The organism is Streptomyces sp. NBC_00984 (genome assembly GCF_045162475.1).
GTDB lineage: Bacteria > Actinomycetota > Actinomycetes > Streptomycetales > Streptomycetaceae > Streptomyces.
The window spans coordinates 3261218-3277688 of the sequence record NZ_CP108734.1 but is presented as its reverse complement, the minus strand read 5'-3'; the positions used below and the strand labels follow the sequence as shown (position 1 = coordinate 3277688).

Sequence of the window (16471 nt, the reverse complement as noted above, 5' to 3'; positions counted from 1 at the left end):
CGGCGAAAGACGAAGAAGGTTTTCCCTGTGCGTCTGTACCGAATAGCGCTGTGGGTCACGGTTCCCATGGCGCTTCCCCTGCTGGCGGCACCGGCCGGCGTGACGGCGGTCCGAGCCGTCCGGGACACAGCTCCGGAAGGGGCACCGTCCGTGTGGCGGCTCGGAGTGACCGCTCAGCCGGTCGTCGACATCGGGCGGCCGTTCCCGGCCCTCGGGGCCACGTCGATGGTCCTGCCCCGCACGGTGCCCCGGCCCGCCATCGTGTCCCGTGCGCAGTGGCGGGCCGACGAGACCAAACGTGACCCTCGGGCCCACTACGCGGAAGGCGTCAGGGCGGTCTTCATCCATCACACCGACACCCCCAACGGCTACGACTGCGCGAACGTCCCCCGTACCCTGCGCAATCTGTATACGGGCCAGACCCGTGACCGGAGTTGGGGCGACCTCGGTTACAACTTCCTCGTCGACAAGTGCGGCACCATCTACGAAGGCCGCGCCGGCGGGGCCGACCGACCCGTCGTCGGCTCCCACACCCTCGGGTTCAACCAGGGCACAGCGGGCATCGCGGCGATCGGTACGTTCGGAGCGGGGGCATCGGTACCGGCAGCCATGGAGCACGCCATCGCCGCCCTCGCCGCATGGAAGCTCGGCCTGAGCGGCATCGACGCCACCGGCAAGGTGCGGCTCACCTCCACGAACGGCAAGAGCCGCTACCCCAAGGGCACTTCGGCCGAGTTCGACGCCATCTCCGGCCACCGCGACGGCTTCGCCACCAACTGTCCCGGGGATGCACTGCTCGCGAGGCTCCCCGCGATCCGGAAGCTGGCCGCGGGCCTCCAGGACAGGCTCCCGCGAGCACCCTCGATCGCCCGTCTCACCGCGAGCCCGGGGAACGGCCCCCGCGGCAGTCGCTGACGGTCCGCCGGAGGCGGCGCGTGCCCGGGGCCGGTGCGCAGGATGTCCGTCGCCCCGTGTTCAACGAGCCGGGCCGGTCCGTGGAAAATCGCGGCCATGAGCGAAGAGTCGATACGGAACTACCTGGCCACGGTCGAGAGCCGACTGGCGGCCGATGCCTGCGCCCCGCGCTGGGAGGACTGGTCCGGAGTCCCGGTCCTCGTCGGGCGGCGGGCCGACTTCCGGATGCGGTGGGCGGCCACCAATCTGCATCTGTTCACCGTGGCCGCCGCCGTGCCCGAGGTCACCGTGCCCGTCATCGACACATTCACCACGCAGGTGCTCGCGTACGCCAAGAAGAACAAGGGCGGTCTGCCCGTCGGGATGCAGACCGGTGTCGCGGCCTTCCCCGTTCTCGTCAGTGATCGCATCGATCCGGCCGCGATGGCGTGGGCGGAGGAGAAGCAGCGCAATCAGTTCGCCTGCTTCGAGCGCCCGGTCGTGGTCGACAGTGCGCAGGGCTACGTGGGCATGTACCGCGGGAAGCCGGCCCTGGGGCGGGCCTATGCCTCGCATCTGATCGAGAAGGGCGCCGGCTACTTCCATCCGCAGGGCTGAGGCGCCGGGGCCGCAGCCGATCGGGGGAACTGCTCGGCCGCTGCTACGGCTTCGGCAGCAGGTTCCGCGCCCACGCCCGTACCCGCGGCCGACATCTCGTACGCCCGCCCGGCTACGGCTGCGTGATCCTCAACTCCCTTACTCCCGCAGGCTTCTGCGCGTCCTCGGACTCGACCGTCAGCCGTACCAGGCGGGCCACCGCCCCCGCACGGTACGGCTGCCAGTACGTGCCGTCGGGTGATGTGTCCAGGTGGTACGAGGAGGGGCGCGTGTCCGTCCACTCCGGTTCGGCCGCGGTCACCGCGCCCGTACGCTCCAGGTCCACCGTCAGTGCGCCCGTCGCGCCGTCCGGGGACCAGGCGGTGGCCTGGCTGCCGTCCACCGCGGCGGCCGCGTACAGGCCGGGGGCTTCCGAGGTCGCCGTCGCCGGGCGGCAGCGGGCCGCGTCGGTCGTCGCCGCCAGGTCGGGGCGGCGGGTGGGGAGAGCGAGCGTGCGGGTGAGCAGGCGCGGGCCTGCGGGGGAGTGGATGGTGAAGGGGGCGCCGGAGGTCAGCCGGACCGTGGTCGTCCGGGGGCCGATCGCGAGGTCGTACGTGCGGCCCCGGTAGCGCAGGCCCGTCAGCGTGACGCCGCTGCCCAGTTGCGGCGGCAGCATCGGATCGAGACGTACCCCGTCCTCCCGCAGCCGCAGGCCCGTCAGACCGTGCGTGAAGACCTGGAGGAACCCGCCCTTCCCGGTGAGGAAGTCCTCGGCGGGGAAGCCCGAAAGAGGGTCCTGGGCGCCCGACTTCGTGCCCCGGGCCTCGCTGAAGAGGGCGTACGGGCCGCGCATGAACGGGCGGACGGCACGCTGGAGATAGGTGTACGTCGCGCAGCCGGGCTCCCCGATCGTGGCCGCGTCGATCGCATGGACCGAGTCGGTCATGGCCGGGCCGTCCGGGTCGGTGCGCTCCGCGTAGTAGTCGAGGGTGGACGCGGCGGCGCCCGGCTCCATCGGCCACTCCAGCGGGTAGATCAGCAGCACCGTGTCGGCCTGCTTGATCGTCGAGCCGTTGTAGCCCGCGTACTGGAGGAAGAGCTTCCGCGCCGGGTCGTACGGGATGCGCAGGCCGTCCGCGACCCGCGCCCACTCGGCCGGTGCGGGGTGTCCGAGCAGTCGCGCCGCACGGGTGGCGTTGCGCAGGGCGATGACCGCGACCGCGTTGGTGAAGACTCCGTCGTTGACACCGTTGCTGTACTCGTCGGGGCCCGCGACGTCCTTCACCGAGTAGCCGCCGTCTTCGTCGGCGGTGGCCCGCGAGGCCCAGAAGTCGGCGATCCCTTCGAGCAGCGGCCAGCCGCGCCCGGCCAGCCAGTCACGGTCCCCGGTCGCCAGGTAGTACTGCCAGACGGCCAGCGAGATATCGCCCTGGAGATGGTTCTGGGTGACGCAGTGCGGGGGGTTCCAGCTCTGGCACTCGGACCACAGATCGCCCCCGCTCGCGCTCGTCCACGGGTAGAACAGGCCCTGGAACCCCAGCTTCCGGGCGTTGGCGCGGGCGGCGTCGCGGGTGCGGTAGCGGTACTCGACGACCGGGCGGGCCAGCTCGGGGCGGGTGGCGAGCAGCCCCGGGTACATCCAGGTCTCGGCGTCCCAGAACACCATTCCGGCGTAGTTGTCGCTGGTCAGACCGGCCGGTGCGATGCTGTCGCGGGAACCGGCCCGGGTGGAGGCCAGTAGTCCGTACTGTGCCGCCCGAAGCCACTTCTGCAGTTCGGGGCTGTCCGGTACGGAGATGTCGGCCGCCCATGCCCGCCGCCAGGCGGCCGCGTTCGCGGTGAGCACCCCGGACCAGCCGCGCCGGGCCGCGCGCCGGGCGGCGTCGCGGGCGGCGTCGCGGGGGGCGGGGGAGGTGAGCGCGGTGTCGATGCCGACGTACTTCTCGAAGGTGTACGTACGTCCGTCGCGCACCCGGTGCGTGCTCCGCGCCGCGACCGGCGCTCCGGCCCCCGGCGCTCCGGAGCGCACGATCTGGACGATCGCGCCCGTGGTGCCGGTGCCCCGGGTGCGGAACGTTCCGTCGTCGTCGAGATCGAGCCGGCGCGCGCCCCCCGGGTCGAGGCGGCCGGTGATGGTCGCGGTGCCGTTCCAGTGCGGTGTCATGCGCAGGCGTACGGCGCCGGTGTGCACATCGGACCGGTCGGCGAGCACCTCGTACGTCAGGTCGGTCGCGCGCCCGTCGGCCGTGGTCCACCGCAGCGACGTGCGCACCAGTCCGCAGCGCAGGAAGAGCGTCTGGCGGTAGTGCGAGATCCGGCCGGGGGGCGTGTCGGAGCCGTAGGTCTCGTCGCCGACGCGTACGTCGAGGTCGGTCCAGCTCGGCAGTGCGGCGACCACCTCGCGGCCGGCGGCGAGATCCTTGTCGCGCCCGAACAGGCCGGAGACGAACGCGCCGTCGTAGCGCGGGGTGAACAGCGGCCAGCCGGTCTTCTCGCCCGAGGCGGCGTATCCGGCGCCCGCGGGGGGCACCCGGTGCCCCAGGTAGCCGTTGCCGGTGTAGGGGTCGTAGCCGGCTGCCTCGCCGAAGCGGGTGGATGTCGGGGCCCAGGAGGGATCGGTGTCCCGGCCGCAGGCGGTGGTCGCCGTGGAAGGGGCGGAAGGGGCGGAAGGAGCGGAAGGGGCGGAAGGAGGCGCCGTCGCGTACGAGACGGGGCTCGGAGACGCGATCAGGGCGCCCGCGACCAGGGGCGCGAGGGGCGCGAGGGACGTGAGGAGACAGTTGCGCGAGAGGCTCACCGTACGAAGGTAGGGAAGCGCCTGCCGCATGGCGGTGCGCGGCACGCGGGGTGAACGGCTGACGGGGCGGCAGGCGTGGCAGCGGGCGACGGTGGTCCGCTCCGTCAGGTCGCGAGACCGGTCTTGAGACCCGCGCCGCACAGGGGGACGACGACGCTCCGGTCCGTCCAGCCGCCGACCGCGGCCCAGCAGGCGACGCCCGTCGTCTCCACGTAGAACCCGCGGGCGGCCAGATCCAGCTGTGCGGAACGGATCTGATCCTCGGTCACCGTGAGGAAGGTGCCGCCCGATTCCCGGACCGCGGCCAGGATGGCGCGGGCGCGCGGCGGGCGGGGGATGGCGATGCCCTCGGCGAGGGTGGGGGCGGCGGGGCCGGCCGGGGCGTCGGGCAGTCCGTCGGCGTCGGCGCGGAAGGCGGCGGCCAGTGGGGAGACGGCCTCGGCCTGTACGGCGATCAGCGCCGGGCGCCGGTCGATCAGCCCCTGGGCGTGCAGTTCGGCGGTGGCCAGGGCCGCGCCGAGGAGAAGGGTGCCGTTCCCGACCGGTACGGCGATGGCGTCCGGGAGCCGGCCGCCGAGGTCTTCCCACATCTCGTACACATACGTCTTCGTGCCGTGCAGGAAGTACGGGTTGAAGACGTGCGAGGCATAGAAGGTGCCGGGGGTGTCGGCGGCGGCACGGGCGGCGGCCGCGGTGGCCTCGCGGTCGCCGGGGACGATCTCCAGGCGGGCGCCGTGGGCCCTGATCTGCTCGGTCTTCTTCGGGGACGTGCCCTCGGGGACGTACACCGTGCAGGGGAGCGAGGCACGGGCGCAGTACGCGGCGACGGCCGTGCCGGCGTTGCCGCTGCTGTCCGCGACGACGCGCTCGGGCGACAGCCGGCGGGCCAGCTCGGCGAGCATCACCGCGCCGCGGTCCTTGAAGGAGAGCGTCGGCATCAGGAAGTCGAGCTTGGCCGAGACCGTGCCGGTGAGCGGTACGAGCGGGGTGCGGCCCTCGCCGAGCGTGGTCGCGGGCGAGGAGAGGGGCAGCACCTCCTCGTAACGCCACAGTGAATTGACGCGCCCGGCCAGGGAGTTGAGCGAGAGCGTGCCGGCGGCTTCGAATTCGAGGTCCCAGGGGCCGCGGCAGACCGGGCAGCACCAGGTGAGAGCGGTGGTCTCGGCGCGGGTGCCGTCCTGCGGGCAGATGTATGCGGGCATGCCCGTCAGCATGCCAGGCGTGTGGCAGCCCTGTGGCGAAGGTATTGCGGAGCCCAACGCACCCTTGTGCGATTTCCAAGAATCGGTCAATCTTTCGCTGTCGGCGGGGCCGTGGGCAGCGTGGAACCCGCAGCAGCTGGTTGTCATGCTCATGCTGTCCAGCCTCTGTTCCGTCTCGACCGCACGTGAACCCCCCCACCAGAGCACCGCAATCGAGGAGGACCCCCCACATGTCAGTGACGCGGCACACCCCCCACGCACGCCGAAGAATCGCCGCGGCGAGTGTCATAGCCGGTGCGGCCCTCGCGCTCTCCGGCGCGGCGGTGTTCCCCGCCTCGGCGTCCGGGCCGGCGGCGGAGGGCCGGATCCAGAACGCGGGCGCCCCGGGCACCATCAGCGGCAGCTACATCGTCACGCTCGACGAATCGGCGGCCGACGCGGGTTCCGCGAAGGGCAAGGCGCTCGCCGAGGAGTACGGCGCCAAGATCAAGAAGACCTACCGTGCCGCCGTCAACGGCTACGCGGTGGAGCTCTCGGAGGGCCAGGCGAAGAAGTTCGCCGCCGACCCGGCCGTCGAGTCCGTGGTGCAGAACCGGACCTTCAGGGTCACCGGCACCCAGCCCTCGCCGCCCTCCTGGGGACTCGACCGGATCGACCAGAAGTCCCTTCCGCTGAACCAGAGTTACACCTACCCCGACAAGGGTGGTGAGGGTGTCACCGCGTACATCATCGACACCGGTGTGCGGATCACCCACAGCGACTTCGGCGGTCGGGCCTCCTACGGCTACGACGCCATCGACAACGACAACACCGCGCAGGACGGCTACGGCCACGGCACCCATGTAGCGGGCACCGTCGCCGGTTCGGCGTACGGCGTGGCCAAGAAGGCGAAGATCGTCGCCGTCCGGGTCCTCGACAACAGCGGCTCCGGCACGACCGCGCAGGTCGTCGCGGGCATCGACTGGGTGACGGCGAACGCCGTCAAGCCCGCCGTGGCCAACATGAGCCTGGGCGGCGGGGCGGACTCGGTGCTCGACGCCGCCGTGCGCAAGTCCATCGCGTCCGGCATCACCTATGCCGTCGCCGCGGGCAACGAGTCCACCGACGCCTCCACGAAGTCCCCCGCGCGGGTCACCGAAGCCATCACGGTCGGCTCCACCACCAGCACCGACGCCCGCTCCAGCTTCTCCAACTACGGCAGCGTGCTGGACATCTTCGGCCCGGGTTCGTCGATCACCTCGGCCTGGAACACCGGCGACAGCGCCACCAACACCATCTCCGGCACGTCGATGGCGACCCCGCACGTGGCCGGCGCCGCGGCCCTCTACCTGGCCGACCACCCGAGCGACAGCCCGGCACAGGTCTCCGCCGGACTGGTCGCCGCGGCCAGTACCGGAGTGGTGACCAACCCGGGCACGGGCTCGCCGAACCGGCTGCTGAACGTCGGCGGCGGCTCCACCACCCCGCCGGGCGGCAAGAAGTTCGAGAGCACGACGAGCTACGCCATCGGCGACAACTCCACCGCCGAGTCGCCGATCACCGTCACCGGTGTCACCGGCAACGCGCCGGCCACGCTGAGCGTGCCCGTGAACATCACGCACACCTACAGCGGCGACCTGAAGATCGACCTGGTCGCGCCCGACGGTTCGGTCTACAACCTGAAGGCCTACGGGACCGGTGGCAGCGCCGACGACGTGAACACCACCTACTCGGTGAACGCTTCGTCGGAGGTGGCCAACGGCACCTGGAAGCTGCGGGTCGCCGACGACGCGGCGGGGGACACCGGGAAGATCAACTCCTGGGGCCTGCAGTTCTGATGACGACAGTTCCGGCGGCGACGGTCCCGGCGGCGACAGTTCGATGACGGTGCGTCCGTGACGCGTCGGACAGGTGGGGCGGCTGCTTCGGCGGTCGCCCCGCTCCTGCGTGGGGCGGAATGCGGTTGCGGTGAACCGGAGGAGGGGATGAGGCGTCAGAAGAGCTGAGATCCCTCTGGTGGCCAGCAGCCGGATATGCATGAGGGCAAGGCGAATCATCACTTCGGGTGAATCTTTGGCCTGTGCTTGCGGTTCACAACCGACGGTTGTCAGGCTGTTGCAGACTGTCAACCTGTTGGGAGTGGCCTGTGACTTTCGGTGAGCAGCCCGCGTATTTGCGCGTTGCAAGCGATCTGAGAGAGAAGATCGTCAATGGTGCGCTGCCGCCGCATACGCGCCTGCCTTCGCAGGCCCGTATTCGCGAGGAGTACGGAGTCTCGGACACCGTCGCGCTGGAGGCGCGGAAGGTGCTGATGGCCGAGGGCCTGGTGGAGGGGCGCTCCGGTTCCGGCACGTATGTGCGTGAGCGCCCCGTCCCGCGGCGGATCGCCCGCTCCGGTTACCGGTCCGCGGCCGGCGCCAGTCCGTTCCGTCAGGAACAGACGGCGGAGGGGGTGCACGGGACGTGGGAGTCCCGCAGTGAACAGGAGGGGGCGAGCGCCGAGATCGCCGAGCGCCTGGGTATCGAGCCCGGCGACCGGGTGATGCGGACGGCGTACACGTTCCGTGAGGCGGGGGAGCCGATGATGCTCTCCACCTCCTGGGAGCCGCTCGCCGTGACGGGGCGTACGCCGGTGATGCTGCCGGAGGAGGGCCCGTTGGGCGGCTGCGGGGTGGTCGAGCGGATGGCCGCGATCGATGTCGTCGTGGACAACGTGGCCGAGCAGGTCGGTGCGCGCCCGGGGCTGGCGGAGGAGCTCCTGGCGCTCGGGGGCGTGCCGGGCCATGTAGTGATGGTGATCGAGCGTACGTACTACGCGTCGGGTCGCGCGGTCGAGACGGCGGACGTGGTGGTGCCCGCCGATCGCTTCCGGATCGCCTATCACCTTCCGGTCAGGTGACCGGTGCGCGGGGGCGCCGTCCGGCGCCGGTGACGGCACGTTGACGCCCGGCAGGCTCCCGTAACCGAAGGGCGATCACCGGCCGCAATGGATTGTCATGTACCGCTCCTACCGTCCGATCCGTACCTGCACACCGGACGACGGGCGGGAAGCCGGCGATGACGGACGTACGCGCCGCACTCCTTCCGGCGCTGGTCGCCGGCCACGGTCGCGGGTGCCGCACTCGGCGGGATCGTCTATATCGCCGACCTGTCTCGCCGACCTCGCGATCGGCTCCTCGATCATCGCGGTGCCGGAGGCGGGGTAGCGGCGGCGGACGGCACTGACATAGGGGCGCATCCAGCCGGGTGCGCCCCCCCTTGTCGGCCGGATCGGTATCTCTTTGTGTAATTACGTATCCGTTGCGTGAAGGTCAGGCGTACGCTCGGGCATATGCGTACTGCGGTTTCCTGGGGATCTTTAGTGACGTGCACGACGTTCGAGGGAGGGGCGCGATGCTGGGGAGGGACGCGATGAGCGACAGTGGTGCCGCTCTCCCGTGGCTGGTCATAAGGCAGGACGACAACGGCAATCGCTATCGCGTCGGCAGATACGCCACGCAGGGCGAGGCTCAGAAGATCGCCGACAAGCTCGATGAACACGGACACAAGCAGCTCTACTGGGTGGAGCAGGCCGGACAGAGCGCCCGGCCGTAGAGCGACCGCGAGGAGCGCGGCGGGGCGGTGGTCGCGCTCCGGCGTGCGACCGGGTCTGCGTTCACCGAGCCGGTCGCCCGTGTTCCGTCGCCCGCGCTGGCCGCCCGCGCCGGTCGCCCGCCGGTCCTGCGGTTGCGAGGGCATTCCGGCGGGCGGCTTCCGCCCCGCTAAGGTCCTGTCCGACCGGGTTGCACATGAACGAAGGCGGAATGATGTCGGTCCTGATCGACACGGTGGCATGGGTACGGGTGGAGAACGGCAGGATCCTCTGCGCACGACCACGGGGGAAGGACGTCTTCTACATCCCCGGTGGCAAGCGGGAGGGCCGGGAGACCGACCTGCAGACCCTGCTGCGTGAGGTCGAGGAGGAACTGACCGTGGCCATCCTCCCGGCGACGGTGTCCCACATGGGTACGTACGAAGCGCAGGCGCACGGCCATCCGGACGGCGTGGTCGTGCGCATGAGCTGCTACGCCGGTGAGTACCACGGGACGCTGGCCGCCAGCAGCGAGATCGAGGAGATGGCCTGGTTCTCCTACGCCGACCGATCGCTCGTCCCGCCGGTCGACCAGCTGCTCTTCGACGACCTCAAGGCCGTCGGCGCGCTGGCCTGAGTCGTCCCCGTCCGGGTCGCCCCCGTCCCGTCGCCCGGCGACCGGAACCGCATCCCGCAACGGGCCCCGGAACCGGCGTGGTTGAGGGTGTGCCGGTCCCGGTGATGGCGATGTGGAGGCCCGATCCGCCCACCCGGTCCGGCGGTTCGGGAAGGCGGGAGAGGCCGGGCTGAGATCCGGAGGCCGCCGTCGCCGCCCCGCGGCCGTCATCGCCGGGTTCCCGCTGCATGGCCGGCGACATCGCGGGTACCAGCAGCAGAACCCATGTCCGGGCCGGGTGCGGTGCCGGTACGTACGGGGCGCGCCGGGCAGGCGGTCGACCGGGGCGAACGCCATGACGGCGGCGCGTGCCGATCGCCTTGTGCGCCCTTCTCTCTGTGCACATCTGTTCGTGTGCGCGGCCGTACACCCGTACGCCCCACGTGTCGTTCCTGGCGATAGTTCACCCCAAATATCGGGTATGTGCTGAATAACCCTTGTAAACAGGACGTTCCCCGCTGCGGGTCTTGGGAAGTGATCGGCGTGATCGACAGTGGAGGCGATTGCGCCGAGTGGACCTTCCCGGCTGTGCCGGGCGCCGTGCGATCGGCGCGGCATGCCGTCCATGGGGCGTTGAGTGCCTGGGGGCTCGACTCGGTCGTCGGGGATGTGACAGTTCTGCTGGTCAGCGAGTTGGTGACCAACTCGATGCGGTATACATCGGGCCCCATCGGCGTACGGCTGGTGCGCCCTCATCTCAACGGTGACGGCCCCGCCGCACACCCGGGACTGCTCGTGGAGGTCTCCGATCCGCTTCCGGATCCGCCCACCGAACGTATGGCTGGACCGGAGGACGAAGGGGGCAGGGGACTGCAGCTGGTGGCGTGTTCCGCCCGCCGCTGGGGGACCCGTCGGGGAAAGACCGGCAAGACCGTGTGGTTCGAGCTGGCCCTGCCTGGTTAGGAGTGGGGTGGGACGGACAGCGATCACCAGGGGTCGGCCAGAAGCTGGCTGAAATGGACTGAGACCGTGCTGTGATCGTGAACGCCGTGTCGGTTGGGGCCGGAGTGCTGAATACTGCGGGCAGGACCGGTCCGGTGTGTGAGCTGGAGGGGACGGTCGCGTGAGCGAAATACCTGGGACAGCGGGCGAGATCGTGTGGCAGAGCAGCCCGCCTGGCTCGATCTACGACTACATCAGGGTCGCCTCCTTCTCGATCGGCCCCGATGGCCTGATCGAGCAGTGGAGCCGCCGGGCCGCCGGCCTCTTCGGCATTGCCGCGGACAGGGCGGTGGGCCTGGATCCGGTCGAGGCGTTCATGCCCGCCGAACTGCGCACCGACGGCCGTCGCAGAGTCGGCGAGATCCTCGACGGCAAGGAGTGGACCGGCCTCGTCCCCTTCCGGATACCGGGCGAGGACGGCATGCGCGGGCTCGCCGAGATCTATGTGATGCCGAGCGGGACGGCGAGCGGGGAACGGGCCGCGCTCTGCATCGTTGTGGACGTCCGGGCGCTGCGCCACATCGAGACGGACCTTGCCGCGTCACAGGCCATATTCGGCCAATCTCCCTTCGGCTTCGTGCTGTTCGGTACGGACCACGCGGTGATCCGCGCCAACCAGCGCTTCGCCACCGTCTTCGGCGGCCGGGCCGAGGACCACCGCGGCCGCACGGTCGAGGACTACCTCTCCGGCCCCGAGGCCGACCGGCTCACCGCCACCATCGAGCGCGTCCTGGCCACCGGGACGTCCGTCACCGATCTCCAGATCATCGGCACCGCGCCCGGCGAACCCGGCAGCCGCCACTGGTCCATGAACCTCTACCGCGTGCACAGCGGCTCCGGCCGCCCCATCGGCGTCGCCGGACTGGCCACCGACGTCACCCGGAGGCACATCGCCGCCCGCGAGGCCGCCAGCGCCCGCCGCAACCTCGCGCTGCTCAACGAGGCCAGTGCCCGTATCGGCAACTCCCTCGACCTGGAGACCACCGCCCGCGAACTCCTCGACGTCGCCGTGCCCGGCTTCTGCGATCTCGCCTCCGTCGACCTCTACCAGGGACTGCTCACCGGCGACGACGCACCACCCGGAAGCTGGGATTCGCTCCGTCAGGTATCCGTCGGCGGCTCCGCCGAACTGCGCCGCGTCGCCCTGGCCAGCGCGGTGTCGGACGCCCTGCCCGACACCACCGGGGACACCGGCTCGCCCGAGCTCGGCTCCGTGCACCGCTTCCCGTTCAACTCGCCCTGCGCCATCGCCCTGCGCACCGGCCAAGTCGAGGACGTGCCCGGCGACGACCGGGGCTTCGTCCAGTCCACCCTCGCCGTACCGATGGTCGCCCACGACACGGTGGTCGGCCTGGTGCAGTTCTCCCGTACGAAGGGCAGTGAACCCTTCGGTGAGCGGGACCGCGCACTGGCCACCGAGCTCGCCGCCCGCGCCGCGGTCTGCATCGACAACGCCCGCCTCTACCGCCGCGAGCACGAGCGCGCGCTGATCCTCCAGCGCAGCCTCCTGCCGCCCGGCGACCCGGTGGCCGCGGGCCTCGACATCGCCTGCCGCTACCTTCCCGGCAACACGGCCACCGAGGTGGGCGGCGACTGGTTCGACGTGATCGAACTCCCCGGCCACCGCACCGCCCTCGTCGTCGGCGACGTGATGGGCCGCGGGCTGCGGGCCGCCGTGGCCATGGGCGAACTGCGCACCGCCGTACGGACCCTGGCCCTCCTGGACCTGGAACCCGCCGAGGTGCTCTCCGCGCTCGACGAGGTCGCCCGCGGACTCGGCACCCCCGGCGGCGGCAACGCGCCAGGCGGCTCCCAATGGCCCTCACGGGCCGCCCACAAGTCCCGCGAGGCGGATCTCTCCGAGGTCTATCTGGCGACCTGTGTGTACGCGGTCTACGACCCGGTCACCCGGCGGTGCACCTTCGCCAACGCGGGCCACCTCCCGCCCGCCGTGGTCGAACCGGGCGAGGCCGCCCTGCTGCTCGACGTCCCGCCCGGAATGCCGCTCGGCGTCGGCGGCGAACCCTTCGAGGAGGTCGAGGTCGAGCTGAAGGAGGGTTCCCTCCTCGCCCTCTACACAGACGGGCTCGTCGAGTCCCGCGACCACCCGCTCGACGAGGGCCTCGACGCCCTGCGCGGAGCGCTCGTCGATCCGCAGCGGCCGATCGAGGACCTCTGCGACCACGTACTGACCACGCTCGACACCCGGCACGGCGAGGACGACATCGCCCTGCTGATGGCCCGTATCCAGGGACTGCCGGCCGACGCGGTCGGCGACTGGCGGCTGCCCCGCGAGCCGCGCTCCGTCGGCCGCGCCCGCGAACTGGCCCGGGGCCGGCTGCTCGCCTGGGGCCTGGACGACCTGGTGGACACCACCGAACTGCTGGTCAGCGAGCTGGTCACCAACGCCCTGCGGTACGGGGAGGGCGAGATCCGGCTCAGGCTGCTGCGCGACCGCACCCTGGTGTGCGAGGTGTGGGACGCCGGACTCGTCCAGCCCCGGCGGCGGCGGGCCCGCGACACCGACGAGGGCGGACGCGGACTCCAGCTGGTCGGGCTGCTGAGCGTGGCCTGGGGGTCGAGGCGGACACCGCGCGGCAAGACCGTCTGGTTCGAGCTGGCCCTGCCCGACGGGGAGCCGGCCGCCGAACTCTCGATCGAGCAGCTGCTGAGCATGTACTGAGCGGGCCACCGGGCCAGGGCCTGTCCGGCAGCGGTCATGAGGCCGACTTCAGCGCGGCCAGCCGGGCATCGACCTCGGCGCTGTCGCCCAGACTGTCCAGCTGCTCGAACTGGGCGTCCAGGGACGACGCGGCGAGCTCCTGCTTGCCCAGCGCCCTCGCCTCCTCGCGCCGCACCTTGTCCTCGAAACGGCTGAGCTCGCTGGTCGGGTCGAGCACATCGATGTTCTTGACGGAGTCCATCATCTGGTTCTGCGCCTGGGCGGACTTGGCGCGTGCGACGAGCTCGTCCCGCTTGGACTTCAGCTCCGAGAGCTTGGTCCTCATCTGGTCCAGTCCGGACTTCAGCCGGTCCACCACCTCGGTCTGCGCGGCGATGGTCGGCTCCGCCGTCCTCGCCTCCTTCTCCGACCGGAGCTGACGGCCGAGCGCGACCTTGGCCAGGTTGTCGAACTTGTCCGCCTCCGCACCCGACCCGGCCGCCCGCAGCTCGTCGGCCTTACGACTCGCGGCGAGCGCCTTGCCGCCCCATTCCTTCGCCGCTGCCACGTCCTCCTGGTGGTCCTGCTCCATCAGCCGCAGATTGCCGATGGTCGCGGCGATCGCCTGCTCGGCCTCCGAGATGTTGGCCGTGTAGTCGCGGATCAGCTGGTCCAGCATCTTCTGCGGATCCTCGGCCTGATCGAGCAGCGCGTTGATGTTGGCCTTCGCGAGCTGGGTGACGCGGCCGAGAATGGTCTGCTTGGTCATGGACCTCTCCTTGTGCGAGTGCGGTTCTCCGGGTGGATTCCGTATGTGTCCGTATGAGTCCGTGGGAATGACGTCATGGGTCCGTGCGCAGGAAGTCCGTGGGCCGGCGTCCGTGCCGCCGGCTCAGAAACGGCCGCCGCCACCGCGCCGGCCGCGCGTGCCCCCGCCGCCGAAGCTGCCGGGCCCGCCGCCCCCGGTACGGCCCCCGCCGCCGAACCCGCCTCCGTAACCCCCGCCGCCCCGTTCGCCCCCTCCGCCGCCCAGGAGCCCGCCGAGGATGATCCCGCCGAGCACCGCGCCGCCGACCCCGCCGCCCCCCGCCCGGGTGCCGCCCGGACCGCTCCCGTACGACCGCACGTCCTGCTCGGCCAGGCTCCGGGCCTGCCCGGCCAGCGAGTCCGCCTGCTGAGCCTCGGCCAGCGCCCCCTGCGGATCCTTCGACCCGGCCAGCTCGCGGGACCGGTCCAGCCGCCGCTGCGCCTCCGCCAGACGGGTCCGGGCCTGGCTGCCCACCGCTCCCCGGTTCGTGGTGATGTAGTCGGCCGCGGCGGCGATCGCCGAGCGCGCGGTGAGCGTCGCCCCGTCCAGGAGGGAGAGCGCCCGCCGGTCGCCCTGTTCCCGCTCGCGGACGCCGGCCAGCGCCGCGTCGAGTGCCGCGTCCGCCTCCTCCACCCGGCGCAGCGCGTCGATCGGGTCGTACGGACCGGCCCGCAGCTCCTCCCGCACATCGGCGAGCACCGACCGGGCGCGGGCGATCCGGCCCCGCAGGTCCGCCGTCGGCGCACCGTTCCCGGCGCCTTCGAGCAGCCCGCCCGCGTCGGCCAGGTCGGTCTCCGTCTCGGTGAGGGCGCCGGGCAGCTTGTCCGCCGCCTTCGCGAGTTCCCGGGTCCGCCGGTCCACGGCGTCGACGAGGGTGGTCGCCTGGTCGACGGCGCCCTCGGCGGCCCGGATGTACACCGCCGCCGCGGAATGGTCCGTGGCGTCCACCGACTGCCGGGCCCGGTTGAGGCTCGACGTGGCGAACAGGAGCCGGTCCTTGGCCTGCTCGATGTCACCGGCGACGGACGCGGACGCGGACTGTGCGTACTGGCTGCGCATCGTGGCCAGGGCGGCCTCGGCCGCGGAGACGCGCCCGGCGAGAGCCCGGAACGCCGCCTCGGCCGTGGCCAGGGCCTGCGGGGCGTCGCGTTCCAGGGCGCGCAGCCGGTCGAAGTCCTCGGACACCGCGTCGAGGCGGGAGCCCGCGTCCGCGCAGCGGCCGATGATCTCGTCCAGCATCCGGCGTCTGGTCGCGTCGTCCTCGGGAAAGGCGTCGTCCAGTTGCTGACGCAGCCGGAACGCGGCCGTCAGCTCGCCCTTCGCATGGCCGACGGCCTCCGTGAAGGGGGCCGCGGCCTCTTCGCCGAACTGGGCGGTGGCGAAACCCAGTTCCTCCTCGCTGGTGCGGACCGCGTCGTCGGTCTCCACCAGCGCCTCCTTCGCGCGGGCGTCGAGCTCCGGCAACGGCGTCGGCGGCGGACCGCCCGGTCCGGCGGAGGCGGGACCCCAGCCCTTCGCGCCGGGCGTTGTGCGGGTCGTGGTGCGCCGTTTGCGCCGGGTGTACGCGTAGCCGGCCACCGCTGCCGCGCCGCCGACGACGACCACCGGAAGAATCAGGTCCGAGGCGCTCGTCCCGCCGGAGCCACCGGATCCGGGATCGGCGATCCCGGGTGTGACGGCCGGGGTGGGCACGGCCTTGCCGGCCAGTACGGCGGAGTACCCGTTCGCCGCGCCGATCGCCGCACCGGCCCAGTCGTTCTCCCTGAGCGCGGGCTCGATCGCCGTGCGTGCCACGTCCTTCAGCTGTGCGTCGGTGAGGCGTGAGCCCTGCTCGACGGTGTACGCGTACTGCCGGTCGTGGGTGGCGACGGCGAGCAGGACGTCGTCGTTGCCGAGGCCGTTCCGGTCGGCCGTCTGATCGGCCCAGCTCTGCGCGGACCGGCCGGAGAAGTCCCGCACGTACACCACGAAGAGCTGGACGCGGCGGTCCGCGTACAGCTGGTCGAGTGCGGCCCGCACCTGGTCCCTGCGGTCCCCGAGCGCCCCCACCTTGTCGGTGATCTGCCCGTCCCGGGACAGTGTGACGGGACCGTCGGCGCGAGCGGAGAGCGCTGCGGGAAGGGCCAGCCAGCACACCGTCATCAGCACGGCGAGAAGGGCCCGGCCCGGTATGGATATCCGGGTACGACTCACGAGCGGCATCACATTTGTGAGGCTATGTCCACCCTCTGTCACCCGCGACCCGGCGACCGGGCCCGCCATCGGTCCCCGGGAAGTGCGCCATGATGCCGTTCGTACGGCGACGGCACACCGGCATACAGGGGGAGACGGACGTGCTCACGG

12 protein-coding genes are annotated in these 16471 nt (G+C 71.7%); 8 read left to right on the top strand and 4 right to left on the bottom strand.

Going from position 1 to position 16471, the window contains the following annotated elements; all coding sequences use genetic code 11:
- Positions 1-27 precede the first annotated feature (27 nt).
- Both OG520_RS14125 and OG520_RS14120 read left to right on the top strand, forming a co-directional pair.
- Entirely contained in the window at positions 28-915 is an 888-nt protein-coding gene (locus tag OG520_RS14125; protein ID WP_406013393.1) for a peptidoglycan recognition protein, read from the top strand.
- A 96-nt stretch (positions 916-1011) separates the two neighbouring features.
- Entirely contained in the window at positions 1012-1512 is a 501-nt protein-coding gene (locus OG520_RS14120; RefSeq protein WP_406013392.1) for a levansucrase, read from the top strand.
- 112 nt (positions 1513-1624) lie between these two features.
- On the opposite strand, the gene OG520_RS14115 is transcribed toward OG520_RS14120, so the two are convergent.
- Positions 1625-4318, bottom strand: coding sequence for a glycosyl hydrolase family 65 protein (locus OG520_RS14115; protein WP_406016481.1), 2694 nt, complete (start codon positions 4316-4318; stop codon positions 1625-1627).
- A gap of 74 nt (positions 4319-4392) precedes the next feature.
- Positions 4393-5490, bottom strand: coding sequence for a threonine synthase (locus OG520_RS14110; RefSeq protein ID WP_406013391.1), 1098 nt, complete (start codon positions 5488-5490; stop codon positions 4393-4395).
- Positions 5491-5720: 230 nt separating this feature from the next.
- Here OG520_RS14110 and OG520_RS14105 point away from each other — a divergent pair, with 230 nt between their 5' ends.
- The 6 genes from OG520_RS14105 (at position 5721) to OG520_RS14080 (ending at position 13341) form a co-directional block, all read left to right on the top strand.
- A complete protein-coding gene (locus tag OG520_RS14105) occupies positions 5721-7307 on the top strand; it encodes a S8 family peptidase (protein ID WP_406013390.1) in 1587 nt (528 codons plus the stop codon).
- Between the two features lie 308 nt (positions 7308-7615).
- Complete coding sequence (locus OG520_RS14100; RefSeq protein WP_385335702.1) at positions 7616-8368, top strand: GntR family transcriptional regulator; 753 nt, start codon at positions 7616-7618, stop codon at positions 8366-8368.
- A gap of 455 nt (positions 8369-8823) precedes the next feature.
- Positions 8824-9063, top strand: a complete 240-nt coding sequence (locus OG520_RS14095) for an SPOR domain-containing protein (protein WP_399328975.1) — start codon at positions 8824-8826, stop codon at positions 9061-9063.
- 209 nt (positions 9064-9272) lie between these two features.
- Positions 9273-9677, top strand: a complete 405-nt coding sequence (locus tag OG520_RS14090; protein ID WP_399328976.1) for an NUDIX domain-containing protein — start codon at positions 9273-9275, stop codon at positions 9675-9677.
- A gap of 513 nt (positions 9678-10190) precedes the next feature.
- Positions 10191-10619 (top strand): ATP-binding protein, encoded by a 429-nt coding sequence (locus OG520_RS14085; RefSeq protein WP_399328780.1) that lies wholly within the window; start codon positions 10191-10193, stop codon positions 10617-10619.
- 193 nt (positions 10620-10812) lie between these two features.
- The gene (locus OG520_RS14080) at positions 10813-13341 is read left to right on the top strand and encodes a SpoIIE family protein phosphatase (protein ID WP_406016480.1); all 2529 of its coding nucleotides are present in this window, start codon (positions 10813-10815) and stop codon (positions 13339-13341) included.
- A 34-nt stretch (positions 13342-13375) separates the two neighbouring features.
- On the opposite strand, the gene OG520_RS14075 is transcribed toward OG520_RS14080, so the two are convergent.
- Positions 13376-14089: a PspA/IM30 family protein gene (locus OG520_RS14075; RefSeq protein ID WP_406013389.1), complete on the bottom strand. Its 714-nt coding sequence runs from the start codon at positions 14087-14089 to the stop codon at positions 13376-13378.
- Positions 14090-14212: 123 nt separating this feature from the next.
- Positions 14213-16321 carry a TPM domain-containing protein gene (locus tag OG520_RS14070; RefSeq protein WP_406016479.1) on the bottom strand — a complete coding sequence of 703 codons (2109 nt, stop codon included), beginning with the start codon at positions 16319-16321 and terminating at the stop codon, positions 14213-14215.
- Positions 16322-16471: the final 150 nt, after the last annotated feature.